Genomic DNA, 24,525 nt, shown 5'->3' with positions numbered 1-24,525 from the left:
CCGAAGTGCGGTTGGATTTTGAGGAGTTTTTAGAAATCTAGCTGTTTTGGTGCGGGGCTAATTTTTGGAATAACCCGTTGCCAATTGAGTTTTTTCGATTGAGTAAAGGGCTGGATTAAACGCTGTAGGGTGGCTTGGCTTTCTTCATAATGGCGTTTGTACTCGTAGGCGTGGCTGTAAACTGTGCCACTAAAGGTTGAGCCAAGGGCATTGAGTGGCTCGTAAAGCTCGGCGAGTAGGGTATTCATTCGTTTGTGGCTGAACCATAACCAAGCAAGTTGTTCAAGCTCGTACTCGGTGAATTTAAAGGTGTATATTTTCTCGGGTTCAGGCAAAGCGAGTTGTTGGGGGTGTGTTGAATAAGCCCCTGTTTTGCGGATTTGTGGAAGAACTTCAGAGGTTACCCAACGTTTTACTTTTTTAGCTGATGGAAGTTTTGAACCAAGCACTAAAGAATACATTCCGCTTTCATTAACGAATAGTACACGCTGTTTTCTGCGGATTGTATCGATGACCTCACGTTTCGTTAGGTCATCTGGATCAACGTGATCCTTAATGGCTTTATGTGGATTTGAATATTCCAATAATTCAGCTAGCTGAGTAGCACGGAAAAAGATTTCGTTATTTTCGATAATAGTTTGAATTTGGAAGTGTTCAAAATTGAAGATAGTTAAGTTTGACATTTTTTTGGTTTCCTTTTGAGAGAAATCCCTAACTTATTAGGGCGTTCGACAGCTCAAAACCTGCCAAAAATCAGGCGGACTTATTCCCTTGCGGTATTGTATTCGTCGCACTGTCGAACATTGATTTAAGTTGTTGTTTTTGTATCAGGTATAAGAGATAGGAGAAACCCAGATACAAAAAAATCACGCTAACGGGGTGAGTAACCGTTTTTGGTAGGCTTTTGAGACCTGTGTTAAATCCTACGCTTGAATTGTGGGGTTGTCAAGATTGGAGATGAATTAATGATTATGGAAGGTTGGGAAGTTTAATGGCAAAAGCACCAAAACAGCATAAGTGCAAAGTCTGTGGCACTTATTACACAAAGACAGTCAGCAGCCTGCAAAAAGTTTGTAGTGTGGACTGTGCAATAAAATTATCGGCAGAACAATCACGTAAAAAACGGGAAAAAATTGCAAAAGCAGAACGGGCAGAAACTCGCAAAAGAATGACCGCACTTAAGGAAAAGAATAAAACGCATAATCAACTCATTGCTGAAGCTCAAAGTGCGGTGAATAAATATATCCGTTTTCGTGATGCGAATAAGGAATGTATCTCGTGCGGTACGCCGTTGATTAGCGAGAAATTAGGCGGGGGATTTGATGCGGGGCATTATCGTAGCCGTGGTTCAGCCCCGCACTTGCGGTTTTATACGTTAAACATTCACGGGCAGTGCAAACGCTGTAATCGCTGGTTAGGAGGAAACTATCACGAATATCGCGTAGGGCTGATTGAGCGTTTGGGTATTGAAAAGGTGCAAGAAATCGAAAACGACCAACGCCCAAGGCATTATAGCGATGATGATTTAAGACGGATTAAGCGGATTTTTGAGCGGAAAGCGAAGTGGTTAGTAAAGCGAGGTAAGCAATGGAATTAGTTTTTAACGATATTAAAAAAGTCTGCACACAATGGGGGTACTGGGCAACGCCTAGATTAGGCACGGAATATCCTTGCCTTTCGGTGAGCATTCCCACGCCGATTGATGAGAGCAAAAGACGAGTTGATCCCATTAGTGAGTCGTTAGCTGAGGAAATCGAGCGTTGCGTGCTAGTGATGCGTAAAGCAACACCTGAGCTTTACGATTTATTTATGGCAACTTATGCTTACCGTTTGCCGCTTTATAATGAGTACGATCGCAATCGTGCGTTAGTGAGAATGGGGATTTTGGAAAGGTTTGGGATTAAGAAAACACGTTATTTTGAGCAGATGAAAATCGCTGAAACTGCATTGAAATTGATGTTGAGTAAAAACAAATGCCTTTTCTTAGCGTGATGTATAAAAAATGCTTGTTTTGTTCGAACTAAAAGTGTATAGTCTTATCTATAGTGCGGTTTCGCACGTTTAAAACGCACGAATGAATTTTAACAGCCCTAGAATACAATCTAGGGCTTTTTTGTGGGTTTATTTTTCACTATAAATTGCTCTGCATTTGGTCAATCCTAAAAGGAGATAACTATGTCATTTGAATTGCGTAAACAGCTTGCAGATTTAAAGGCAGAATGTAATGCGTTATTTGAACAACGTTTGAGTGTGTTGCGAGATAAAAAAGAAAACGCAATTTCGTTAATGGTAGATGAAGCAGTTTCTTTTTTACAAGAGCAAGGTTTTACCGTAATAAATAATATTCCAAGCACGATTGAAGCTAACTATAAAGGCTCAATGAATATACGTATTCAATTTTCTGATCCAGCAGATAGCTTTATTGGTGCAGATATTACTATTGATGTCGATTACTTAAATCAATCCTATGGCTTTAGTGTTAATTTAAAACGAGCATATTTTAATGCGATTCAAACGGGTGATTTATCCGCGGAGATTATGCAGTATCAAGCGATGATAAAACGTTTAGCCGAGTTAGGGTGGACAGATATTGATGGCTCATTTGAAATTGTGTTGATTAAGCAAGATTTAAACAAACTCACGTTTTCATCAATGGAAGAGGTGTTGGCGTTTGTGTTAGAGATGTAACAAAATAGAGTGAGCAAACTTTTAACAGCCCTGATCGGAAACGGTCGGGGCTTTTTATTTGAAACTTAGAAGCTCAATATTGGAGGAATGATGAAAGCTGAAAGCGGTTTTATTCAACCTTTTACTTTTTTAGGTATAGAGCTTTGGATAGATGAAAACGATAGATTAATGCTTTCCGTTCCTAACTCTTGCCAGAAAAAGGAACTAGAAGAGGTTTTATTACCTATTCGTAATCAGTCAGGTGAATTAATAGCAAATCTTGTGTTTAAGAAACAGATTTCTGCAAGGACTCAAACGCTATTTTCAGCAGAGGGATTGCTTGATCCGCATTCTCAAATCCAAGATCTACCAATTTCGTTATTACCCGCTCTAGGGCTTTTCCGCTCAACCCTTTTAAAATGTTGAGTAGTGATGATTTTTCCTCTTTAGGAAGAGAAGATGATTCTATTTTGGTTGATAAAATAGATTTAATTGTATCCTCATGGAATTTTATTGTAATAGTGCCAAGAATTGCAGAAAGTCCGCCATCGTCAAGTAAAAAATCCGCACCTTTGTTTGTTAATCTTGCACTATAAAAATTTTCAATAGATGTTCCACCTAGTGCATATTTTATAGAAAAACCGTCAACAAGTTGGTGTTCTTGTAAATAAAATAAGTTGGCGACAATATAATCATAAGGGTATTCATTAAAACCAGTATATTCTCTTTTATTTTTAATGTAATGAACTAAGTTTTCTCCATTTGGATGAGGATATGTTTCAGCAAGTTTTAATAATATTTCCTTTTGTATAGTTCTATCGAGTTTCATTTTAAACCTCTGCTATTTTATTGTGTGGAAACTTTATCTTAGCAGAACTTATAGCCCACTGTAACAGGTGGGCTTTTTATTGCCTCAAAAAGGAGGCGGAGTGATGAAAATGCCAAACAACGATCCGAATATATGGCTTATTTTAGGGGCATATATTCATCAAAATTACAATGCCATTGTGGGTTTCACGATGGCGTTTTTTATGTCTTTGCTACGCGCTGCCTTTTTGCGTCAGAAAACGAGTTTTCGCCAGCGGATATTGGATGGGGCAATTTGTGGTGCTTTAACCTTATCAAGTATGTCGCTGTTAAATCATCTTGGTTTTTCAGAGGGGCTAGCTACCTTTATCGGGGGAATGCTCGGGTTTATTGGTGCGGAGAAAATCCGTGAATATTTAATGCTGGTGTTAAAAAAACGGGTAGAAAAAGATGTTTAAATTTAGCCAACGTAGTGAAAAGCATTTACAAGGTGTTCACGGTGATTTGGTTAAGGTCGTGCGAAAAGCCCTTGAATATAGCACCGTTGATTTTGCGGTGATTGAAGGGGTAAGAACAAAAGCACGCCAAGCCCAACTCTTTAAGCAAGGGGCAACTAAAACAATGAATAGCCGTCATTTAACCGGTCACGCGGTGGATTTAGCCCCGCTGGTTGAAGGAAAAATCCCTTGGTCAGAACGGGATAAATTTAAGGAAATTGCGAAGGCAATGTTTCGAGCGGCCAAAGAATTAAATGTCACCATTCGCTGGGGTGGAGATTGGAACGGTAATGGGAAAAGTGAAGATGAACGTTTTTATGATGGCCCGCATTTTGAATTACATCGTGCCGTTTATCCGTAAATATTCCTCGCTGTTGTGGTTATGCGTGATTTTGGGCTTGTGTGGTTGGGTTTGGTATCAGTCGCAGAGGATAAGTAGCTTGAGAGCCAAAAATCAAATGCAAGCTCAAACCATACAGCAACTGAACCATAATCTCGCAGAAAGAACAAAACAGCTCGAAGATGAACGAAAAACGACACAAAAACAGACCGCACTTGAACAAGTACAGCGAGAAAAAGCCGATGAAGATATTCGCGTTATTTATAAAAGGATTAAAGGGCAGGATTGTAGCCGCGAGCCTTTGCCTGATGATGTTATTAAGCGGTTGCAGCACAAAAATTAAAACAGAGTATCACCTACCACCGAGCATTTATTTAATCCCTTGTCAGCAAACCGCATTTAACGGCTCAACGTATGGTGATGCGATTATTTATTTGCGAGTGGTGCAGAAAGAACGTGAGATTTGTGCGGGGCGGTTAAGTGGGGTGATTGAGTGGAGTAAATCAAATGGGAATGCTTTATAAGTCGAAAAAGAAATTGATTGAGGAAGGCTTCACGCATTATGGATGGCTTTGGGGTATTCCTGTTTATGTCAAAGATATTGATAGTGAAGCCCCCATTATTGGGGCGGCTAATTTTATTCCTGAATGGGTTTTAACTGTCGCAGATCAAATCGGCTTTTTTATTGAGGGACTGCTGAATATCCACAACCCTGAATATGTGCCAATGTTTAAAATTCGTATTACTGGAGAAATTAAATAAGGATTAACCTATGCCAAAGAAAGACGGGGTTAAGTCCACGTCTAAAGGGCGTGGGTTGACACCAAAACAAGAAAAATTCTGTCAGCTCTATATTGAGCTTGGGAATGCAAGTGAAGCGTATCGGCAGAGTTATGATTGTTCTAAAATGAAATCAAGTGCAATCAACTCAAATGCAAAAAAATTATTAAAGGACACTCCGATCGCACTCCGTATTGAAGCATTACAAGATAAACATAAACAACGCCATAATTTAACGGTTGATGGGATTATTAATGATCTGCAAGAATATCTCGCTATATGTACAGGTAAGAAGCCATTAACCATTACTACTGTAATTAAAAACGCCCAAGAGGGAACAACGCAAGCGGTAGATGACCGATGTTTTGTGTTTGAACCAACTGGGGCTAATAAGGCGTTTGAATTACTTGGCAAGCATTTAGGAATGTTCAGCCAAAAAGTAGATTTAACCTCAAGCGATGGCTCTATGGCATTAGGCTCATTAAGGGATTTATTTTCAGATGACGCAGAAGCTGATTAGTAAATTTTTGCCTTTTATTGAGCCTCATCGCTACAAAGTGGCTTATGGTGGGCGTGGTAGTGGTAAGTCTTGGACGATAGCGAGGCTGTTAATTGAAATTGCCCGCCGATCATCAAGCCGTTTTTTGTGTGCAAGGGAATTACAGAACTCGATTAGTGATTCGGTGATTCAGTTACTTGCCGACACAATCGAACGCTATGGCTATCAATCTGAATTTGATGTGCAGAAAAACAAAATCTACAACCTTAAAACGGGGGCGATTTTCCTGTTTTACGGCATCAAAAATAACCCAACTAAAATTAAATCCCTTGAGGGGATCGATATTTGCTGGGTGGAAGAAGCCGAAAATGTGTCAAAAGAGAGTTGGGAAATTTTAATCCCAACTATTCGGAAAGAATATTCTGAAATTTGGGTTTCCTTTAACCCGAAAAATATTCTTGATGATACTTATCAACGCTTTGTTGTTTCGCCGCCAAGCGATATTGTCCTGATTAAAGTTAATTTCACAGATAATCCCTTTTTCCCCGAAACCTTGCGATTAGAAATGGAAGATTGCAAGGCGAAAGATTATGAGCTTTATCGGCATATTTGGGAGGGGGAACCCGTTGCAGATAGCGATAAAGTGATCATTAAGCCCGTGTGGATTGAGGCTGCCATTGATGCACATAAACAATTAGGCTTTGAACCGTTGGGTAAAAAAGTGACTGGCTTTGATGTGGCTGATGAGGGAGAAGACGCTAACGCAAATTGTTTGGTTTACGGTGCGGTGGTAATGGATTGCTTTTCTTGGAAAGGGGGCGATGTGATAAGCAGTGCAGATCGTACTGCTGATGAAGCCATTAAATTTGCCGCAGATGAAATTATTTTTGACTCAATTGGTGTTGGGGCAGGTGTTAAAGCACATTATAACCGCACTTTACAACAAGGTAAATTACAAGCGATAGGCTTTAATGCCAGTGGTGCGGTGGAATATCCAGAACGAGAATATAGCTTAGGTAAAAAAAATAAAGATATGTTTGCCAATCTCAAAGCTCAGTCTTGGTGGGCGGTAAGAGATCGTTTTTATAAAACCTATCGAGCAATTAAGTTCGGTGATCACTATCCATCAGAAGAATTAATTAGCCTATCAAGTGAGATAAGTGAATTGGATTATTTGGTCGCTGAGCTTTCTCGACCTCGCGTGGATTATGACAATAACGGTCGTGTGAAAGTGGAGAGTAAAAAAGAAATGAAAAAACGAGGCATTCCTTCACCTAATCTTGCAGATAGCTTGGTTATGGCGGTGAGTGGTTTAGCTCGGAATAACATAGCAATTTGGGACGCACTATGACAACAAGTATAAATGATAGTTTAACCTCAATGTCAATGGCGTTGGGGCGACGACAAGAGCAGGCAACTTATCAGCCCTCTGTAAAATTAACAGATAATCAAAAAGAGCTTGATACGCTATGGGCGGAAAATTGGATTGCCCAAAAAGTCTGCTTAAAAAGAGCGGAGCATATGACGCGTAAATGGCGGGAGATTAAATCGAATGATTTAGCTGCCAAACAGCTTAATGGCTTTTACGATCTAGAACGTCGCTTAAAATTGCAAGAAATCACAAAAGAGGCTTGTATTACAACAAGCCTTTACGGTGGGTGCGGTGTACTCATTTTAACGAATGCGAGCGTGCAATCTCCATTAAACTCAAATCAAGTCATTGAACGTTTATTAGTGATTAAGCCAAATTTAATACAAGGAAAAGGCAATAAAAACACAGATATCCTTTCTGCTAATTTTGGCAAATATAATTACTATATCCTCAACGGTCAAATTGAGGTGCATCATTCCCGTTTATATTTAATGCAGGGAGCGTATCGCAGTGAAAGTGATAATTCGTTGTTTGGTTTTTCTGATTTAGAGGGTATTTACCCTACGCTTAAACGCTTTGATATGCTCAGTATTAATATTGGTGAGTTGGTCACTGAGAGCAAGACGGATATTTTTAAAATATCCGGGCTTAACGTTAAGCTTGCGTCAGGTGGGGCGGAAAGCATCACTGAAGCAATGAGCCATATACAAAATATTAAATCGATTACAAACTGCTTATTGATTGACGGTGAAAGTGAGTATGAACAAAAAGAGCTAACCTTTACGGGATTAAAAGAGTTATTAGTGGAGTTTCGCAATGCCGTAGCGGGTGCCGCTGATATGCCTGTGACGATATTATTCGGACAATCCGTAAGCGGTTTAGCCAGTGGTGATGAAGATATTCAAAACTTCCACGAAAGCATTCACGCATTGCAAGAAAGCCGACTACGACCATTATTTGAACGGCTTGACCCATTATTAGCCCAAATGGTGATAGGGTTTCAGCCGAAAGATTGGTGGTTTGAGTTTCCGAGCCTTCAAGAAATCAGTTTTGAGCAAAAAATGAATGCCTTAACAAGCTTTGCCAATGCAATGAATATCTTTATTCAAAATGGCGTATTGAGTGAAGTGCAGGTGGCGAATGAACTCAATGAAAATGGGTTATTTGCCAATATCTCAGCAGAAGATATTGCGTTACTTGAGGAGCAACAAGATGTTGATGAATTTACCCGAGCTTCTTCGCAACAACAAGCTGATCAAACTGAAGCGATACAAGCCGATCAAGAACAGTAGGCGGGCAGAAATCTGGTATAAGCGGGAATTGTTACTGTTCGTGAAGCAGTTGCGAGATGAAATTGAAAGTGCGGTGGAAAATAACCGCACTTTTTTTTCGTCGCAATTTCACGATGCTGCTAATGATGATCGCACTGCATTACTCGACAAGCTCAATCGCTTAGGGGAAAAAAAGATTGATGAAATGGCAAGCCGTATCGCAGGTGGCTTTACTCAACGAGCGAAAGCTCAGCACGATAACGATTTTAGCCAACGCCTACAGCAAGCCACAGGGCTTGATTTAAAAAGCTATATTCAAAGCAACCCTACAGTGAACGATAAGGTAAACCAGCTTGCTCAAGCCAATGTACAACTGATTAAATCCATTCATAACCAATATTTGGATAAAGTGCAAACTGTAGTACATCAATCCGTATTAAATGGCAAATTAAACCGTGATCTACTTAAATCACTCAAAGAGATTGGCAATATCACCGAAAAAAGAGCCAAACTGATCGCAAGAGATCAATCAAGCAAATTTAACGGAGCGATTGACCAAGCACAGCAGGAGGCGTTAGGGATTACCCACTATATCTGGTCAACCTCCGGTGATGAGCGAGTGCGAGAAAGCCACGCGGAAAACGAGGGGAAAATTTTTAGCTGGGCGAGTCCACCACCGACAGGACATCCGACGCACGAGGTAAACTGCCGTTGTGTTGCTTTACCTTATTTCGGCAAAGATAGCGAAAAACTTGTGGTAGGACTCACACAACAGTTTGAAGAAGATCGGTTATTAAAAGGCTTAATCGGAGCAACCGCATTTAATTTTGTTGCTGAGCATTTGACTAAAATCGTGCCGAATATTGCGGCGTATCGCTTATCCCGTAGTGAGGCAATGTCAGTCATAGCTTATACGGGGGCAATCCACCGACCATTAAATAAAGCGTTAAGGACAGGAACAGCCAGTGCCGAGCAGTTAGTATTAGCAAAAACCTTAGATAACGCACTGAAGAAGATACCCGTACATAATAAAACCACGTATCGCAATATTGAATTGTCGAAGAAAGAGCTTAAAGCCTTTCTAGCCCGCTACCAACAAGGGGCGATTGTGGAGGAATATCAATTTACAAGCACGTCTAAAACAGAGCAAAATATAGGCTTTTCGGGAAATGTGAAATTTATCATTCACGGCAAAACAGGGCGAGATATTGAACAAATCTCTTTATATCCTCACGAAAGAGAGGTATTATTCCAAACTAAGAAAAGGTTTTATGTGAGAAACGTGCAACAGAAAGGTTGGTTTAAGAAAACTTATCTCGTTGAACTTATTGAGGAATAAATATGAGATTAACGTTAGAACAGCAAAAAGAGTTGGCTAAATTTGAAGGTTATTCCGATTTTGATGCTTGGCTAGAAATGGACAAGAAAAGGGCAGAAAAAACAGAGCGTGAACTTGCCGAAGCAGAAGCCTATAAACCCACAAAAGCGGAGATAGCCCGTAAGATTAATGATTTACGGACTAATCCTTTTGCCATTGAATATTATCGCCGTATTTCGATGAATGATGATTTGACTGTGGAGCAAGTTATCAAACGCTTAGAAAAAACCAAAACAAGCGATTAGGAAAAATTAAACCAAAACAGGCCGCACTTTTTAGTGCGGTTTTTTTATGCCTAAAAAAGGAGTGGCTATGCGATTTAATGATAAAGCACAGACCGCACGCACCTTTACTAAAGACGGTTATTTAGTCGTGCCGGCTACCTTGTCTAAGGTGGGGATTTTTGATTATTTAGATAGTGAGTTGAATGTAGGTAATCAAAAAGCGGTGAAAAAGGTTGCCCGAACGGAAGGCTCGTTATTCGGGAATGAAACCATAAAAAGTTTTGAGGGCGTGCCTATTACGGTGGGCCACCCTAAGGAAAATGTAAATGCGAAAAACTGGAAAGCCCTTTCTGTTGGGGTAGTTCGCAATGTCGTGCGTGATCAAGATACGCTAAAAGGGGAGGCGTGGATTTATGATGAGGAAACCATTCGCCTTATTCAAGATCACGGCATTCAAGAGCTTTCTTGTGGGTATGACTGTAAATTGACGCAAACTCAAGTCAATGGGGCTGATTATGAGATGTCGCCGATGATCGGCAACCACGTGGCGATTGTGGCTAGAGGTCGCTGCGGGGGAACGGTTAAGCTAGCCGATGAGGAGAATGCGATGAGCAAAAAAGTGAAACTTCTTGACTCTATCTTAGGCGTTTTTGGTATCAGCCTTTCTGATGAGCAGAAAAAGCAAATTGAAGAAGAGGATGATGAGCAAACCAGTGAAATGCCTAAGAAAAAAAGCGGAGAGAATCAACCTGAAAAACCCGCAGAACAGTCTGCTAAAAAAGAAAAAAACGCCGCTTCTGATGAGGAAAAAGAAAAGGAGAAACGAAACGTGAAAGATGAAGCACTAGTAAAAGAGAATGCGGAATTGAAAGCTAAAATTCAAAAACTTGAAGATGAGGCTAAGGCGAGTGTAACTGCTCAGAAACGTTCCGCTGTGTTGGCTGATGCAAAAATGATTTCCGCTGATTTGAGTTTTGCTGATAGTGATACGGTTAGACAAATTCAAGAAAAAGTGATTGTTCATAGTGGTATTGCTCCCGCTGAAACCTTAACCGCCCTTTCTGATGAGGCGATTGAGGGGATGTATCAAGCGGCAAAAAATATCAGTAAGAAATTGCAAGATCACCAGTTAGGCTCGGCATTTTTAAACGATAGCAAGCCTCAATCGGTGGGCATTGATTTTAATAAACTCTATGGAGGACAACAATAATGGCATATGCAAATAGCACTACTCGTACATTTGCGGGGGAAGTGGGTAAAGGCGGATTAGCCAGTGCGAAAACCACTTCAGAACAATTTAAAGGCAAAAGTCCTATTCAGGCGGGCTTGTTTGTTGCCATTGACGCGACAGGAGGCGTTAAGCCATTAAGTGCGCTAACAGATGTGATTGCGGGGGTGATTGTGCGATCGCTAATTAAAGATGATTTTCAGCCCAATGATTTGGTCGATGTGATGCATATTACGCAAGGGGACAGTGTTTGGGTTACCGTTGGTAAGGGCGTTAGCGTTGTGCGTGGCGATAAGGTCTATGTAAGAGCGGTGAAAAATGGCGATAAAGAGGTTGGCACGATTGATAAAGCTGAAGATAGCGGTAAAACCATTGCCACCGATTTTGTGGTCATCAATGCCACGGAACATTTAGCAGAAATTACACGTTTATAGGAGTAAATTAAAATGGCATTATCTTATTTAACTAGTGCATTAACGCAAGTGCGTGGGCAAATGACACAAACGAAATACCCTGAAATTGTGTTTCCTCAATTTGTTCACGTCGATCAAAATGGTGGCGTGGGGATAACGGAAAAAATCCACTTTGGTGCAGATATTTCAGGGGATTTAGATAGTGGTTTAGTTGGCGATAACACCACGACCTTTGATCAAGTTTCTGTCACCTTTAATCACGCACGTACGCCGATTGTAGATTGGATCAAAACCGTGCAATATAATCAGATTGAGCTAGAGCGTGCTAAATTGTTTAATGTGGCGGTAGATACGCAAAAAATTATGGCATTAAACAAAAATGCTCAACAAACCTTGCAGAAAGTGGCGTTTTTGGGACACGGGCGTGATACTCGCTTAAAAGGGCTGTTAAATGCTTCTGGTGTGGAGGTTTATTCACCGACAGTTAAAAAAGCGGTGAAAACGATGAGCTTTGAGGAGGCGGTTACCTTCTTCAAAGAGATTTTCTTGCGTGGAATGGAAAAAACACACCGTATTGATACGCCGAATGTCTTTGCCATTGACGGTATGGACTTGGCTCATCTTGCGTTACTTACCCGTGATAAAACCGATATTACCGCTCTTGAATATTTGACAAAAAATTTAAGTGCGGCTGCGGGGAAAACGGTATCAATTAAAGCGTTACCGTCTAATTTTGGTACACAAGTGACGACGGGTAAAACACGGGCGATTGCTTATATTAACGATCCAAATTATGTGGTGTTTGATGTGCCGATGTCGCCGAGTGTATTAGGGGCGAAAGAAAAAGGCTTGGTCACTTATGAAACAGGATTACGTATGGCTTTTGGTGGCGTAACCTTCCTCGAGCCTGATTCTGCATTATACATTGACTATTAGGAGGCAAAATGCCAACCATTGAAGCCTTTAAGGGGCGTTATCCTGAATTTGAGCGAGCCGATGATAATACCATCGGCTTTTTTATTGAGGATGCAAAACAAGAGATTGACGAAAGGCAATGGCGTCATCTGTATTGTCGCGGTGTGTTGGCATTAACGGCTCATTTTATCGCAATGCGTAAAAGGGTGAGTGAAAATGCGGGAGGACCAATTGCGTTATTGGCTAGTGAAAGTGTGGGCGAATTATCGGCAAGTTATGCTATACCGCCTAACGGCGGTGAGGCTTACCATTTAACCGCTTATGGACAGGAGTATCTTCGATTACGCAATCTTGTTGGCATAGGGGTGATGGTGGTATGAGTGTGGAATGGAATGGGGAAAATGCGATCCAAGAACTGGCAACAAAACTGGAACAGTTAGCTAAACGTGATATTGCTGTGGGTATTCCCGCTGAGGATAACGCGGTGTTGGAAGAGGGGTTTAATCTTGCGACTTTAGCGGCTGTTTTAGAGTTTGGTTCAGCGGATAAACGCATTCCAGCACGTCCTTTTTTAACGCAAACGCTGAAAGAAAATACCGCAAAATACACCGCACTTTATCGTGAGGGCATTAACAACGGAGAGGACGCACACCATTTGTTAAGTAAAATCGCTCAAATTGCCCAAGCTGATGTTCAGAAAAACATTGAACAGGGTGATTGGGCGAAAAATGCACCTTCAACGATAAAACGCAAGAAATCAAGTAAACCCTTAATTGATACGGGGCGTTTAGGGCAATCAATTAAAGGAGTGGTGAGATGATTAACCAATCAGGGCGATTTCGCTCAAGTCTTTTTCGTAAAACGGTAACCGTTTTTATTGCTAACGAAGATGAAACGGATTTCACAGAAGAAATGAGGGTGGCGATTGTTATTCCCGCAAGTGCTAACGATCTTCAACGACTTCCTGAGGGGGAGCGTTATTTACCCACATTGAAAATTTTTACGCAAGAACCGCTTAAATGCGGGGATTTAGTGCTATTTCGTCATTTCAAATACCGTATTACAAGTGCGACAGACTGGGGGGACTATGGTTACTACCACTATTTCGCAACTCGACTTAGTGCAACTACGCAAGGCCATTCAACAGGCTTTACAATTACCTGAACACAGTGTGATAAGTGGTTATCTACCAAAAGGTCAGCGTTACCCCTGTGCTTTTGTTACGGTTGATTTACTCTCAACGGAGGAAATCGGGCAGAGCAGGCGAGCATTTAATGGTAAGACTGAGCGGATCACCACGAGCTGTTTATCAACAATTAGCCTTTCAGCCTATGGGACAGGGGCGATCACGCTTGTCAATAAATTACGCAGTGTACTGCAAAGCTCAGCAATGATTGACGTATTCAACGCAATGCACTGTGCGATCATTGATTATTCTGCTGTACGCAATCTTACGGCAACGCTCGGTGGCGGCTATGAAGAACGCGGGCAGATGGATCTCACCTTATCTCATCAAATTATTATCGAAACACCACTTGAAGCAATCGCACAAGTTGATGTCGCAACCAATCAGCAATTAACCAAAAATATAAGGAGATAAGCTATGGCATTATCGATTTCGAATATTGTCAATGTACAACTTAATACCGTGCCAAAATCTGCTTCACGTAAAGATTTTGGCGTAGTGGTATTATTTACCCCGAGGCGGGGAATGTGTTTACAGATATGAAAACCCGCTATCTATACGTTAATAGCCAACGTGAGGTGGAGCTTGCCTTTGGGACGGAAAGCGAAACGGCAAAAGCGGCATTGCCTTTTTTTGCCCAAAGCCCACGAGCAAAACAATTAATTATTGGACGCTGGCAGAAAAACGCAAAAACCATTGAGGCGACCAAAAATGAATTGCGGGGTGCCACCCTTAACCATACGCTAGAAGCCTTTAAGAAAATTACCAACGGCTGTTTTGCCTTTACGCAAGGCAGTACGATTCAAAAAGTAACGGGGTTAAATTTTAGTGAATGTGCGGATTTTGCCGCGATTGCGAGCAAAATTCAGGAAAAACTCACCGCACTTAAAATTCAAGTGAGCTACGATCAAACGGGTAACCGTTTTATTTTTAGTGCGAAAACGGCAGGTGAGGATAAGACAACGTTACTTCATTATGTTTTTGCCGATAGTAGCGATGGCGATTATATCGGAGCAATGCTTAAGCTGGAAAACGGACAAGCTAGTCAGATTATCGGTAAAAATCAGATAAGTTTCAATGCGGAAACGATCGGTGAAGCCTTATTTAATTTTGCGGAGGTCAATAATAATTTCTATGGTTTCTTATTCGCCGCACAATTAACCGATGAACAGGTAGAAACCGCAGCAAAATACGCACAAGCCAATACAAAATTATTTGGGGCAAATGTGATCCGCTCTGAACAGTTAGAATTTACTACAGGCAATATTTATAAAAAATTATTTGATGCCGGCTTAGATCATACGCTGGCGATTTACGATAAAGATGATATGTACGCCGCGTCTTCCGCAATGGCTCGCCTCCTTGCGATGAATTTTGCCGCGAATAATTCAACCATCACACTCAAATTTAAACAGCAGCCCACCATTACCGCAGATGATGTCACCTTAACTGAAGCGAATAAAGCGAAACGATTAGGGATCAACTTTTATACCTATTATGACGATGTAGCAATGTTAGCTGAGGGAACCGTTATTGGCGGTAAATTTGCGGATGAAATTGTGATCTTAGATTGGTTTACTGATGCCGTACAAAAAGAAGTGTTTGCACGGTTATATAAATCCCCAACCAAAATTCCACTTACCGATAAAGGGCAGGCAATTTTAATTTCAGCGGTGGAAAAAGTTTGCCAAGAGGGGATTAATAACGGGGCGTTTGCACCCGGTCAATGGACTGGCGACAGCTTTGGAAATCTCAATACGAACGATTATCTCGAAAAAGGCTATTATGTTTGGGCCGCTCCAATGGATACGCTTTCTGATAGCGATCGAGAGCAACGCAAAGCTACGCCAATTCAAACGGCGGTGAAGCTAGCGGGGGCAATCCATCAATCTGATGTCATTATTAACTATAACCGATAAGGAGGCTTTATGGCGGTTTTTGATCCAAAACAAGTGATTGTTTTGTTAGACGGCAGAGAAATTAGTGATTGGGCAGACGGTGCTGATGTGATTAGTGCGGTGCAAAATCAAGATGCGGGGAGCTGGACAATTGGAGCAAATGGCACAGGGGTTTTTGTGGCAAATCCTGATGCGTCAGGCAAACTTACCCTAAAAATTAAGCAACATTCTGAGGACAATGCGTATTTAAGTAAATTATTTAACCAACAAAAATCCGCGATTAAAACCTTTAGCCCGATGACCCTATCTATTCGAGATTTACTTAATGATGATGTGGTGACCGCAACGAAAGGCTATTTCACCACCCCAACCGGTTTTACGCGTGGGGCGGGGCATAACGCTCAAACTTGGGTGATTGAATTTGAAAAAATGACGCTTAATCTTGAGAAAGGAGTATAACAATGCAAGAGTTTGTTTTTCAATTAGATGAGGTTGAATACCGAATGACACCGGCTAATGCAATGGGGGCGTGGTCGGCACTTAAAAACGCATTGAAATTAGCACAAGGTATTCAGCTTGGCGAAGATACCACAAAAATCGGTGAATCGGTATTAGGGGCATTATTAGCTCATTTAGGTTCACCTGAGATCAAGGCAATTGAAGAGATTGTACTTAATCATACCGTTGCCAATCTACACGGTCAGCAATATCGTTTATCTCATCAGCTCGATAAACATTTTAATCAATATCGAGGGCATTTATTCCCCGTTTTGATAAACGGGACGAGATATCAATTTGCGGATTTTTTTATCGGTGGGGGTGGATTGCTGAAAGATATGCTACCCTCAATCAATCCACTAAACGACATCAAACCTGCCAATCCTTAGTTGATTGGTTTATTTTTACCCCGATTGTGAAAAACCTTTGCACCCTAAACGATTTAAGAACGGTCTATAGCTTAGGCGATTTGCTCGATTTTCATTCGGTGGTCGTAGAAATGTTGGAGGCTGAGCAAAATGCTACTGAGTGAGTTATTAGTGAAAATTGCCGTAGAGGCTGATACAGGAAAACTAAAAAAATTTGATAGTACACTCAAAGCCGTTGGGAAAGCCGCAGGGGTTGTCGGGGCGGCAATCGGGGCAATGGCAGTGGGGATCGGCGTTTTTTTAGATAAAAATTTGACCGCACTTGATGAAATCGCTCAGCTTTCACGTGTGACGGGAGAATCAGCGAAACAAATTCAACTACTCGGCAAAGTCGCTGAAGTCAATGGCTCATCCGCAGAGGCAGCTCAAGCCTCCATTGCGGGGCTTTCTCGCACGATCGGTGAAGCAGCAAATGGTGTCGGCTTAGGTGCGAAAGCCTTCGAGCATTATGGATTGAGTGCGAAAAAAGCCAATGGCGATGTGAAAACCGCTTCTGAAATGATGGAAGAGATTCGCCAAAAAATGAAAGGGTTGAGCGAACAACAGCAAATTGCGATGTTAGCTAAACTCGGTATTGATGCCTCAATGATTCAGACACTGCGATTAAGCAATGAGCAAATGGAAGCAGCATTGCAAAATGCGGAAGCTCTTTCGTTAGGTACGGCTGAAAATGCGGATGAGGCAGCCGCGTTTAAAGATGCTATGACGGAGTTCTGGCAAATCATTAAAGGGGTGAGTGAGTTTGTTTCGCTTCGTCTATCCCCCGTCGTGCGAGAGCTTATTGCGATATTTAAGCAATGGTTTATTACCAACAATCAGCTCATTAAAGGCACCTTGACGAAATTTGTCGATAAACTGAGTAAAGTCATTCGCTTTATAAGCGGCTTTATCAACGCGTTAGATCGGGTTATTTCGGCAACTATCGGCTGGAAAAATGTCATTTATCTTGTCGGGGCGGCCGTCGCCTGGTTAAATCGGAAATTGCTCATTACCTTAGCAACAAACCCAATGCTACTCGCCGTTACCGCAATTTGTGCCGCTTTAGTGGGGTTGATCGCCTTAATCGACGATCTTATTGTGTATATGCAAGGTGGCGAAAGCTATTTTGGCAAAGCCTGGGAGCCTGTGATTAAGGTTATCGCAAAAATTCAACAAAAACTTGAGGAGCTACAGCCGATATTTGCACTGATGAAGGCTTGGGTGGAAGAAAGCATTCATTATGTTATTGAGCTATTTTCAGGGCTTTGGGATTATCTGAGTGGGCTTTGGGATTTCCTACAAGGGATATTTAGCGGTGATGGCGATCTGATTGCACAAGGCTTTACTAAAATGATAAGCGGGGCGATCAAGGTGGCTAAAAATTTCTTTAACCTTATGGTTCATTTAGTCAAAGCGAGTATAACAATGCTCGGATCGGTACTATCGGGCTTATGGCAGATTATCACCTCGCCGTTTCGCCTCGCGTTCAAATGGGTAAAAGCGAAATGGAATCAATTTACCCAATGGTTTAGTATGTCTTCCCTCTCAGAGATTTTTAACACTGTGATTGAGATTATCACCTTTCCGTTTAAAGCCGGATTTACGTTCGTCAAAACCCTTTGGGATCTGTTTACCGGCAAAGAAATTAGCGTAGAAAATGTGAAAGAGAATTTTGCTCAAGTCACTGATTTTATCAAAAAGCCTTTTGAGGCGGCGTTTAATTGGGTAACGGAAAAATACGATACTTACATTAAGCCGATTGTTGAAGGGGTAAAGGGATTTTTCTCTTCTGACAAAGAAGGCGGAGGGTGGTTCAGTGGCTGGTTTGGCGGTGATAAGGCGGAGAAAAACGATCTCAATCCGACCGCACTTCCTGCCGCAGGGGCGGTTGCGAATAACGCGGATAACAGCGTAAAAAATAGCAACAACAAGGTAACGACGAACATTACCTTGCAAAGCTCAGGAAACCCTCAACAAGACGCAAAATTGATCGCTAATGAAGTCAATCGCACAATTCAAAATGGACAATCTAGCTTCGCAATGTGAAGTTAGAAATCAAGTTGTTCAGGGTTGATCCCTAATGCGTTAGCGATTTTATTTCTTGTTGTAGGACGTAAATATTTTGCCTTTTCGTGTTGAGAATAAGCGGCTTGAGTGATTCCTAATCTTTTCGCAATCTCTATTTGAGTTAAACCGAGATATTCACGCCAAGCACGTAAGGCTGAATAATTTCTATCCAAAGCGAGATCGACAACCTCACTAGGTATGGCATCAGATAAATCAATATCTCTTTGGCTAAGTTTTTGCTGTGCAATATATTGAGGGTAAGGGATAACGACAAAGGCGGGTACGCCACTATGGTCATTGATGATTTGTATATTAGTATGTGTTGTCATCGCGTTTTTTCACCTCTTCGATAGAAACGATTTGAATATCATTATTTGAACCAAAATTAAAAAATACTCTATATCGCCCTACTCTAAGTCGGTAATCATATTGATGATTTACTAATGCCTTTACGTTACTGCAGTTCGGGAAATTGACTAGCGTTTTACATTTTTCACGAATGATTGATTGATCCGCAATTTTCCTTAATTGTTTAACGGCTTTAGGGCGATAAATGAGTTTATTCATGATAATGATAGGGTTAGTTATGTAATATAAGTATTATATTAGTTATTTATAAAAAAAGGCAATAATTATGTTAGATTTTGTGCAAATTTCTAACCGTGCGATCGGTAATATAAAATTGGATGCGACAACAGAAGAGAGCCATCAATCGGAATTATCCATTACGGAAAATCCGATTGAGTCTGGAGCAAGCATTGCGGATCACAGCGTATTGCAACCTAAACAAATCACGATTGTAGGGGTAATGGTCGATCACGATCAGCAAAGTTTAGGATTGTCTGAATTGGGGCTTCCTCACATTCGGGGAGCAACAGATTTTCTTAACCAATTGCCTTTACCTGTTCCTTTTGCTATGCAAACCGCACAAACTTTGAGTAAAGCAACGCGACTACTTAGTCAAGGGTTAGGAATGGCTGCTCAGGCTCAGCAAGTTTTCGGGCAAGTCAGAGCCTTAGCCCCTTTTTTACCGGATTTTGGGTTAGGTAATCTGCTTGATAGTTCACCGAATAGCAGCAGAGTAAAAAAATGCTATGCGGATTTAATCGCCTGTCAAAAGTCAGGTGAAACCATTGATATTCAAACGGGCTTACACCTTTACCAAAATATGCTATTACAATCAGTTAGCGTAAAACAAACGGCGGACGGTTCGGCTAAATTTACCCTGACTGCCCGCGAGATTTTTATTGTCGAAACAAAATCAATAAAGGGAGTAATGGGGAATAAAAAAAGTGGGCGGGCAAGTGTGCAATCTGCGAGTAAAGTCAATCAAGGAATCACTCAACCTAAAGCGGCTGAAAAGATAAAATCTTGGCTGAATAATTTGCGGAGTTAAACGATGTGGTATCAACTTCCAATTACAAACGCCCCTTATCAAGAGCAAGTATTTGATTTTAACGGGGTGAAAATTAAACTGACATTACGTTATAACAGTATTGGGCAATGCTGGGTGATGGACGTAAGCGAGCCGATCAACCAACGCACAATCTGTGAAGGGATGGCACTCGCTATTGGTGTGCCATTATTGCACCGCACATCACAACCCTATCAGTTTTGGCTAATGGAGTTAAGCAAAACACATTTAGATCCAACTACTGTTGAGGATTTAGCCAATCGTTGTCAGCTATTTATCAGATTATAAATCAATTCCCTGATGTGAACGCAGATAGGGCGTACACACAAATAAAATCAGCGATTGAGCGTATATCTGAACGTTGGGTAAAGACGGAAGATGAAAGGCACGTTACTAAATTTAGATGGGTGTCGTCTCAAACGTATTTCAAGAAAGAGGGGCGATTTAAAATAGCCTTAACTAATGAAATTATGCCTTATTTAACGCAGTTGAAAGGGCAATTTACGCAATATCAGTTAAATCATATCTCTGGCTTTTCCAGTGTTCACGCAATTCGCTTGTATGAGTTATTTACGCAGTATAAGCGATTGGGTGATCGCTATATTTCAGTGGAAGATTTGAAAAAGTGGTTACAGTTGGAAGATAAATATGAACGCTATAACAATCTTAATCAGTGGGTTTTACTTCCTGCTTTGTCTGAGATTAACGAAAAATCAGATCTCTTTGCTAAGTATGAGCCAATAAAAAAAGGGCGAAAAATTGTTGGCATTGAATTTAGCATTACATACGAAAAAACCGTAAAAAAACGCCCAAAATTCCCACATAAAAACAAGTACGGCAAGTTTGTGAAGTTAGATCGTATCGATCCTAAAATGAGTTCAGCTAAATACGGCAATTACGCAAGAGATTGCCTGAAAATCCTTGAAGATTTCTATTCAAATATTGAAGACGTACCGAATGAAGATTTGCTTTACTACTGGATTTTTTTTGCGGTAAACCAAAGCCACAAATCAAAATTAGGCAGTAAAAACACCTTCGCTGATGAGCTTAGACAGCGTGGCTATAAGATTGCTGGTTGTGAACTGGTTAAACTTGAAAAGTAAGGTGATCGGGCATACAATGGAATTAGGTCGGGGGCAGGTTGCAACCCTACCCCCTTCCTAGCCGTTAGGCTAATCTATTTAACAAGTAAACTAGCAAATTAAGCATTGCGAGTGCTTTTAAGCTAGCCGTAACAGCTAGTAAAACTAGCGTTACTATCAGGAATAATTCTGATACTTTCACATAAATCACCTCCTTAGCACTACAAGGCTAAGCGGCTAGGCTCACACTATTAGCGGTAGTGCGAGCCGCCGCCGCCATAGTGCGAGAATGATTTTAGCATAAAACCGCCTAAAAGGGCGGTTTTTGTTTTATGTAAACCCTTGTCGAGCGGGCAACTTGTTGCACGTTTGACAAGGGTTGAACAACCGAAGCCGTAGGCGTAGGGCGTTAGCTACAAGCTAAGTCAGCGACCAATACATACTGCCGTAATTTCTTCTCGGTTATGTCCCAGCTCACTGCTTACCTGCAATCTACTCTCCAAATTACGCTGTTTTTCTCCATCAGAGAGTTTTCTAGAGGTTTTTCCACCGTTCTTAGGGGAAGAGTTTCGTATCGTCTCTGTGCGTATGCGTGGCGCAAACCGTGATTTTTTAACTCCCCCACTTTTGCGGTTTGGTATTCGTAAGTTCGCATTTGTTGTTCATAATTTTTATGAGTGGGTATCAATGATTTTGTGCCACGTTGCCGGCAAAAAGTGTGTATTTCATCGAGCAAATTCCGTTGAGATTGTGATGTAACGGGGATTGTTCGTTCTCTACCACCTTTACACCAACTTCCTTTCAAGCAAATTTTAGTTCCTCGAACAGCAAATTTAGGCTGAAATTTAATCGCCTCCTCTCGTCTTAGTCCAAATTCTTGTTGAAGTAGAAGAGAGTATCTCACAAAATCATCCGTTAATGCGTCTAAACACGCCATAGAGAGGTTTTTGTTATCTACGTACTTTCGATTTTCAATGGTATAGCTCGAATTAGAGCGTTCTACGATACGAGGGTTTCCGATCCGTTCAGCAAGCCATCGTAAATGGCTCATTCTGTTTTTGATTGTACCGGTTGAGAGGTTGGGGTCAGATCAAAAACAATTCAAGTAAGAATGCTTGATGAATATGTGACTTGTTTATTTTTTGACAAGGAGGGAGAAACTATAGTAATTTGACGTTATGGAGTTAGTTAAAAAATTAAGGATATGTATGAAAAAGAAAACATTACTTTTATTTATATTAAATCCAATACTATGTTATTCAAGTGAATATAATTTTATTACCTTAAATGATGAATTTGATAGCTATGGAAAATTTACATTATTGACATCATCCTCATTCTATTTAAGAAATAGTCATGAGTTTTTGAGAAGAAATATATTTGACATAGAAAGTTATAATAACTCTTACGGAAGTGAGAAGTATCAAGTTTTATCATTTGAACAAGGGGTTAGGTATGGTTTAACAAATAAGATTAACATACTTGGAAATATTAGTGGTTCATATAGTAAATACTCATTTTTATCTAGTGAAGAAATAGGTAAGGAAAAATCATTTAATAAATTAAGGTTTGACACAATAAATATTGGATTATCCACTAAATTAAATGATTCTGAATCAGGCTGGAATAAATCTATATATTTTTCAGTAGACGCCATAAGCAAGAGAGCAAATTTATTCAAAAACTTTTATTTTGACTATATAATAGACAAAACAATAGATCCTATAGTTTTATCTTTAAAAACAGGTGTAAAATATTTCTCAAAAATAAAAAGCAGTAATCTTGATTTTAAACCATCAAATGAAATAAGTATAAAGCCTAGAGTGGATTTTTTAGTTAACCAAAAAATATCCTTAAGTTTATCTACAGAGATTCAATTAAGAAGCAGTGAAAAATATAATGGAAAAGTAACAAATGTATCTGGAATAGAAAACTTCTTATCAATGGGGATTTCGTATAATTTAGATTTGAAAAATCGTTTATATTTTGAAACTTCTTTTAATACGACGGGGAACTCAGGTGCTACAATTTACCTTAACCTTGAGAAGGATTTGTGATATAATACTCCTATTATGTATATCAGATTCTCTTCTAGCCAAAGAAATAAGCTCATACAATGAGCTTAAAAATTTTAATGTTATTAGGCAAACAAAAACCAATTCATGTGGAGCAGCGGCTCTTGCTACGATGCTTAAATATAAATTCCATCTTAGCGAAATTAATGAAGATGTCATTTTATCCAAGATGAAAAATAAAAATGAAGAAGCCTCCTTTTTTGAACTTGCAAAAATTTCAAAAACATTCAACATCAACGCTATTGGAATATCCTTAACATTAAAGGAGTTATTGAATATAAAGCAACCAGTAATTGCGTATGTAAATAACAATTTGAACAACGATCATTTTGTCATCATTAATGGTATTATTAACAAAGAATTATTAATATCAGATCCAGCGATTGGTAATTATTCATTAAGAGCATCAGATTTTGAAAAAATATGGATGTTAAGGGATGGTGAAAAAGGAGATATTTTATACTTATATAGTGAAAAAAAAGATTACTTAGAGTTTATTGATAATATTGAAAAAAAACATAGAATCTTCCTAAGGAATTAAATATGTATATATATGAAATATATAGAAAAAATAAAAATAAATTTTTTCTTGATTATTTATTTCCAATAAAATTTAATAACCCAATATCAATCTTTTTTGGTGAGAATGGAATAGGTAAATCGACTATAATGGAATCTCTAGCCGTACACCTTGGATGCCCAGCAGAAGGAGGTTCAAAAAATTTTAATTTTTCAACTGAAAATACACACATCCAAGTACCTGATATCGTGGTAAAAAAAGGAACTAGATTTCCTAAGGATGTATTTTTCTATAGAGCAGAAACTTTCTATACCTTTATGAGCGAGATGAAAAGGTTAGATACCCCAGAATCAGGAGGGGAGAAGATAAAATATTACTATGGGGGAGTTGAATTGCATAAGTTATCTCATGGCGAATCAATGAATGCACTATATACAAATAGATTTCATAAAAATGGTCTGTACATATTAGATGAACCCGAGGCATCCTTATCTCTCAACAATCAGCTTAAATTTATTGAAAAAATCGTAACCCTAAGTAGAGATGGGGCTCAATTCATCATTGCAACCCATTCACCTATTATCATGCAAACCCCTAGTTCAGAGTTACTAGAAGTAACAAAAAACGGCGTAAAAATAGTTAACTTTAGAGATACAAACGTGTACTATATGTATCGTAAAATTATGCAAGATAATTCTCACACCTATCTAAGCAGTATACTAAATCTATGAATAATCAATTAAGAGGAGTAACAGTAATGAAGAAATTTTTTATTTTATTAATAGCAATTATTTTTTCATCAGCTTCGTTAGCGAGTAGCAGTGAACTACAATCCTTATTCAAGTCATCTCAAAATAACAGTGCTACTGTGTTATCTCAGAAAGAGATGTCTGAGGTTAAAGGTGGGGCTAGATCACCCGTGTATACCTGCTCAGTGTGCGGAGCGAAACATGGAGGGGTATATTCTCCTAATGTATGCTATAACTG

35 protein-coding genes and 1 pseudogene are annotated in these 24,525 nt (G+C 40.0%); 31 read left to right on the top strand and 5 right to left on the bottom strand.

Annotated features, from left to right (window positions below):
• Window positions 1-29: 29 nt before the first annotated feature.
• Window positions 30-683 carry a P22AR C-terminal domain-containing protein gene (locus tag HBL79_RS00615; RefSeq protein WP_035689454.1) on the bottom strand — a complete coding sequence of 218 codons (654 nt, stop codon included), beginning with the start codon at window positions 681-683 and terminating at the stop codon, window positions 30-32.
• Between the two features lie 308 nt (window positions 684-991).
• Here HBL79_RS00615 and HBL79_RS00610 point away from each other — a divergent pair, with 308 nt between their 5' ends.
• The 3 genes from HBL79_RS00610 (at window position 992) to HBL79_RS00600 (ending at window position 2,688) form a co-directional block, all read left to right on the top strand.
• A complete protein-coding gene (locus tag HBL79_RS00610) occupies window positions 992-1,597 on the top strand; it encodes a recombination protein NinG (protein ID WP_035689442.1) in 606 nt (201 codons plus the stop codon).
• Window positions 1,588-1,992: a hypothetical protein gene (locus tag HBL79_RS00605; RefSeq protein ID WP_035689440.1), complete on the top strand. Its 405-nt coding sequence runs from the start codon at window positions 1,588-1,590 to the stop codon at window positions 1,990-1,992. Before HBL79_RS00610 ends, HBL79_RS00605 begins: the two co-directional genes overlap by 10 nt.
• Window positions 1,993-2,175: 183 nt before the next feature.
• Window positions 2,176-2,688: a hypothetical protein gene (locus tag HBL79_RS00600; protein WP_017807600.1), complete on the top strand. Its 513-nt coding sequence runs from the start codon at window positions 2,176-2,178 to the stop codon at window positions 2,686-2,688.
• Between the two features lie 265 nt (window positions 2,689-2,953).
• On the opposite strand, the gene HBL79_RS00595 is transcribed toward HBL79_RS00600, so the two are convergent.
• Complete coding sequence (locus HBL79_RS00595) at window positions 2,954-3,496, bottom strand: hypothetical protein (protein ID WP_046097541.1); 543 nt, start codon at window positions 3,494-3,496, stop codon at window positions 2,954-2,956.
• Window positions 3,497-3,599: 103 nt separating this feature from the next.
• On the opposite strand from HBL79_RS00595, the gene HBL79_RS00590 reads away from it, so the two are divergent.
• The 22 genes from HBL79_RS00590 to HBL79_RS00490 all read left to right on the top strand — a co-directional run bounded on the left by HBL79_RS00590 (window position 3,600) and on the right by HBL79_RS00490 (window position 18,426).
• Window positions 3,600-3,932 carry a phage holin, lambda family gene (locus HBL79_RS00590; RefSeq protein ID WP_017807585.1) on the top strand — a complete coding sequence of 111 codons (333 nt, stop codon included), beginning with the start codon at window positions 3,600-3,602 and terminating at the stop codon, window positions 3,930-3,932.
• Window positions 3,925-4,332: a M15 family metallopeptidase gene (locus HBL79_RS00585; RefSeq protein ID WP_017807118.1), complete on the top strand. Its 408-nt coding sequence runs from the start codon at window positions 3,925-3,927 to the stop codon at window positions 4,330-4,332. Before HBL79_RS00590 ends, HBL79_RS00585 begins: the two co-directional genes overlap by 8 nt.
• Entirely contained in the window at window positions 4,289-4,654 is a 366-nt protein-coding gene (locus tag HBL79_RS00580) for a DUF2570 family protein (RefSeq protein ID WP_228523718.1), read from the top strand. Before HBL79_RS00585 ends, HBL79_RS00580 begins: the two co-directional genes overlap by 44 nt.
• A complete protein-coding gene (lysC, locus tag HBL79_RS00575) occupies window positions 4,620-4,835 on the top strand; it encodes an Rz1-like lysis system protein LysC (protein ID WP_046097555.1) in 216 nt (71 codons plus the stop codon). The genes HBL79_RS00580 and lysC overlap by 35 nt, the downstream gene beginning before the upstream one ends.
• On the top strand, window positions 4,819-5,073 hold the full coding sequence (locus HBL79_RS00570; protein WP_021723600.1) for a hypothetical protein: 255 nt from the start codon (window positions 4,819-4,821) through the stop codon (window positions 5,071-5,073). Before lysC ends, HBL79_RS00570 begins: the two co-directional genes overlap by 17 nt.
• A 10-nt stretch (window positions 5,074-5,083) precedes the next feature.
• Entirely contained in the window at window positions 5,084-5,611 is a 528-nt protein-coding gene (locus tag HBL79_RS00565; protein WP_017806476.1) for a terminase small subunit, read from the top strand.
• The gene (locus HBL79_RS00560; RefSeq protein WP_046097264.1) at window positions 5,592-6,941 is read left to right on the top strand and encodes a PBSX family phage terminase large subunit; all 1,350 of its coding nucleotides are present in this window, start codon (window positions 5,592-5,594) and stop codon (window positions 6,939-6,941) included. Before HBL79_RS00565 ends, HBL79_RS00560 begins: the two co-directional genes overlap by 20 nt.
• Window positions 6,938-8,254, top strand: a complete 1,317-nt coding sequence (locus tag HBL79_RS00555) for an anti-CBASS protein Acb1 family protein (protein ID WP_046097263.1) — start codon at window positions 6,938-6,940, stop codon at window positions 8,252-8,254. The genes HBL79_RS00560 and HBL79_RS00555 overlap by 4 nt, the downstream gene beginning before the upstream one ends.
• The gene (locus tag HBL79_RS00550; RefSeq protein WP_051185301.1) at window positions 8,175-9,572 is read left to right on the top strand and encodes a phage minor head protein; all 1,398 of its coding nucleotides are present in this window, start codon (window positions 8,175-8,177) and stop codon (window positions 9,570-9,572) included. The genes HBL79_RS00555 and HBL79_RS00550 overlap by 80 nt, the downstream gene beginning before the upstream one ends.
• A 2-nt stretch (window positions 9,573-9,574) precedes the next feature.
• On the top strand, window positions 9,575-9,856 hold the full coding sequence (locus HBL79_RS00545) for a hypothetical protein (protein WP_017807110.1): 282 nt from the start codon (window positions 9,575-9,577) through the stop codon (window positions 9,854-9,856).
• Between the two features lie 67 nt (window positions 9,857-9,923).
• Window positions 9,924-11,045: a DUF2213 domain-containing protein gene (locus HBL79_RS00540; RefSeq protein WP_017807109.1), complete on the top strand. Its 1,122-nt coding sequence runs from the start codon at window positions 9,924-9,926 to the stop codon at window positions 11,043-11,045.
• Window positions 11,045-11,497 (top strand): structural cement protein Gp24, encoded by a 453-nt coding sequence (locus HBL79_RS00535; RefSeq protein ID WP_017807108.1) that lies wholly within the window; start codon window positions 11,045-11,047, stop codon window positions 11,495-11,497. Before HBL79_RS00540 ends, HBL79_RS00535 begins: the two co-directional genes overlap by 1 nt.
• Window positions 11,498-11,509: 12 nt before the next feature.
• Complete coding sequence (locus HBL79_RS00530; RefSeq protein ID WP_035688838.1) at window positions 11,510-12,412, top strand: major capsid family protein; 903 nt, start codon at window positions 11,510-11,512, stop codon at window positions 12,410-12,412.
• Window positions 12,413-12,420: 8 nt separating this feature from the next.
• The gene (locus HBL79_RS00525) at window positions 12,421-12,771 is read left to right on the top strand and encodes a DUF4054 domain-containing protein (RefSeq protein ID WP_017807106.1); all 351 of its coding nucleotides are present in this window, start codon (window positions 12,421-12,423) and stop codon (window positions 12,769-12,771) included.
• Window positions 12,768-13,211 (top strand): hypothetical protein, encoded by a 444-nt coding sequence (locus HBL79_RS00520; RefSeq protein ID WP_035688835.1) that lies wholly within the window; start codon window positions 12,768-12,770, stop codon window positions 13,209-13,211. Before HBL79_RS00525 ends, HBL79_RS00520 begins: the two co-directional genes overlap by 4 nt.
• Window positions 13,208-13,555: a hypothetical protein gene (locus HBL79_RS00515; protein WP_017807104.1), complete on the top strand. Its 348-nt coding sequence runs from the start codon at window positions 13,208-13,210 to the stop codon at window positions 13,553-13,555. Before HBL79_RS00520 ends, HBL79_RS00515 begins: the two co-directional genes overlap by 4 nt.
• The gene (locus HBL79_RS00510) at window positions 13,479-13,991 is read left to right on the top strand and encodes a phage neck terminator protein (protein WP_051052690.1); all 513 of its coding nucleotides are present in this window, start codon (window positions 13,479-13,481) and stop codon (window positions 13,989-13,991) included. Before HBL79_RS00515 ends, HBL79_RS00510 begins: the two co-directional genes overlap by 77 nt.
• Window positions 13,992-13,994: 3 nt before the next feature.
• Window positions 13,995-14,120: a DUF3383 domain-containing protein gene (locus HBL79_RS12395; protein ID WP_244300910.1), complete on the top strand. Its 126-nt coding sequence runs from the start codon at window positions 13,995-13,997 to the stop codon at window positions 14,118-14,120.
• Window positions 14,117-15,496 (top strand): DUF3383 domain-containing protein, encoded by a 1,380-nt coding sequence (locus HBL79_RS00505; protein ID WP_244300908.1) that lies wholly within the window; start codon window positions 14,117-14,119, stop codon window positions 15,494-15,496. The genes HBL79_RS12395 and HBL79_RS00505 overlap by 4 nt, the downstream gene beginning before the upstream one ends.
• 9 nt (window positions 15,497-15,505) lie before the next feature.
• Window positions 15,506-15,934 (top strand): phage structural protein, encoded by a 429-nt coding sequence (locus tag HBL79_RS00500; RefSeq protein ID WP_017807101.1) that lies wholly within the window; start codon window positions 15,506-15,508, stop codon window positions 15,932-15,934.
• 2 nt (window positions 15,935-15,936) lie between these two features.
• A complete protein-coding gene (locus tag HBL79_RS00495) occupies window positions 15,937-16,362 on the top strand; it encodes a phage tail assembly chaperone (RefSeq protein ID WP_017807100.1) in 426 nt (141 codons plus the stop codon).
• A 129-nt stretch (window positions 16,363-16,491) separates the two neighbouring features.
• Window positions 16,492-18,426, top strand: coding sequence for a phage tail protein (locus tag HBL79_RS00490; protein ID WP_051128129.1), 1,935 nt, complete (start codon window positions 16,492-16,494; stop codon window positions 18,424-18,426).
• Between the two features lie 2 nt (window positions 18,427-18,428).
• Here the strand turns inward: HBL79_RS00490 and HBL79_RS00485 are convergent, their stop codons facing one another.
• Both HBL79_RS00485 and HBL79_RS00480 read right to left on the bottom strand, forming a co-directional pair.
• Window positions 18,429-18,776 carry a helix-turn-helix domain-containing protein gene (locus tag HBL79_RS00485; RefSeq protein WP_035688832.1) on the bottom strand — a complete coding sequence of 116 codons (348 nt, stop codon included), beginning with the start codon at window positions 18,774-18,776 and terminating at the stop codon, window positions 18,429-18,431.
• Window positions 18,760-19,014, bottom strand: coding sequence for a type II toxin-antitoxin system RelE family toxin (locus HBL79_RS00480; RefSeq protein WP_081637560.1), 255 nt, complete (start codon window positions 19,012-19,014; stop codon window positions 18,760-18,762). The genes HBL79_RS00485 and HBL79_RS00480 overlap by 17 nt, the downstream gene beginning before the upstream one ends.
• Window positions 19,015-19,081: 67 nt before the next feature.
• Between HBL79_RS00480 and HBL79_RS00475 the strand changes: the two genes are divergently transcribed.
• The 3 genes from HBL79_RS00475 to HBL79_RS00465 are packed head-to-tail and all read left to right on the top strand — an operon-like array spanning window position 19,082 to window position 20,964.
• Window positions 19,082-19,843 (top strand): phage baseplate protein, encoded by a 762-nt coding sequence (locus HBL79_RS00475; RefSeq protein WP_035688830.1) that lies wholly within the window; start codon window positions 19,082-19,084, stop codon window positions 19,841-19,843.
• A 3-nt stretch (window positions 19,844-19,846) separates the two neighbouring features.
• A complete protein-coding gene (locus HBL79_RS00470; RefSeq protein WP_035688827.1) occupies window positions 19,847-20,149 on the top strand; it encodes a phage baseplate plug family protein in 303 nt (100 codons plus the stop codon).
• Window positions 20,125-20,964 (top strand): replication initiation protein, encoded by an 840-nt coding sequence (locus HBL79_RS00465; protein WP_082082221.1) that lies wholly within the window; start codon window positions 20,125-20,127, stop codon window positions 20,962-20,964. The genes HBL79_RS00470 and HBL79_RS00465 overlap by 25 nt, the downstream gene beginning before the upstream one ends.
• A gap of 404 nt (window positions 20,965-21,368) precedes the next feature.
• On the opposite strand, the pseudogene HBL79_RS00460 reads toward HBL79_RS00465, so the two are convergent.
• Window positions 21,369-22,033 (bottom strand): annotated as a pseudogene (locus tag HBL79_RS00460) (integrase domain-containing protein); the annotation flags it as partial.
• A 118-nt stretch (window positions 22,034-22,151) separates the two neighbouring features.
• Between HBL79_RS00460 and HBL79_RS00455 the strand changes: the two are divergent.
• Genes HBL79_RS00455 through HBL79_RS00445 form a run of 3 tightly spaced genes read left to right on the top strand, consistent with a single transcriptional unit; the run spans window position 22,152 to window position 24,269 of the window.
• On the top strand, window positions 22,152-23,000 hold the full coding sequence (locus HBL79_RS00455; RefSeq protein WP_103846642.1) for a hemin receptor: 849 nt from the start codon (window positions 22,152-22,154) through the stop codon (window positions 22,998-23,000).
• A complete protein-coding gene (locus HBL79_RS00450) occupies window positions 22,963-23,559 on the top strand; it encodes a C39 family peptidase (RefSeq protein ID WP_017806206.1) in 597 nt (198 codons plus the stop codon). Before HBL79_RS00455 ends, HBL79_RS00450 begins: the two co-directional genes overlap by 38 nt.
• Window positions 23,560-23,561: 2 nt before the next feature.
• Window positions 23,562-24,269 (top strand): AAA family ATPase, encoded by a 708-nt coding sequence (locus HBL79_RS00445; protein WP_017806205.1) that lies wholly within the window; start codon window positions 23,562-23,564, stop codon window positions 24,267-24,269.
• Window positions 24,270-24,525 lie beyond the last annotated feature (256 nt).

The sequence above is a fragment of the Avibacterium paragallinarum genome (assembly GCF_011765605.1).
GTDB lineage: Bacteria > Pseudomonadota > Gammaproteobacteria > Enterobacterales > Pasteurellaceae > Avibacterium > Avibacterium paragallinarum.
Note: the sequence above shows the minus strand (reverse complement) of the source record. Positions and strands in the feature narration are given on the sequence as shown.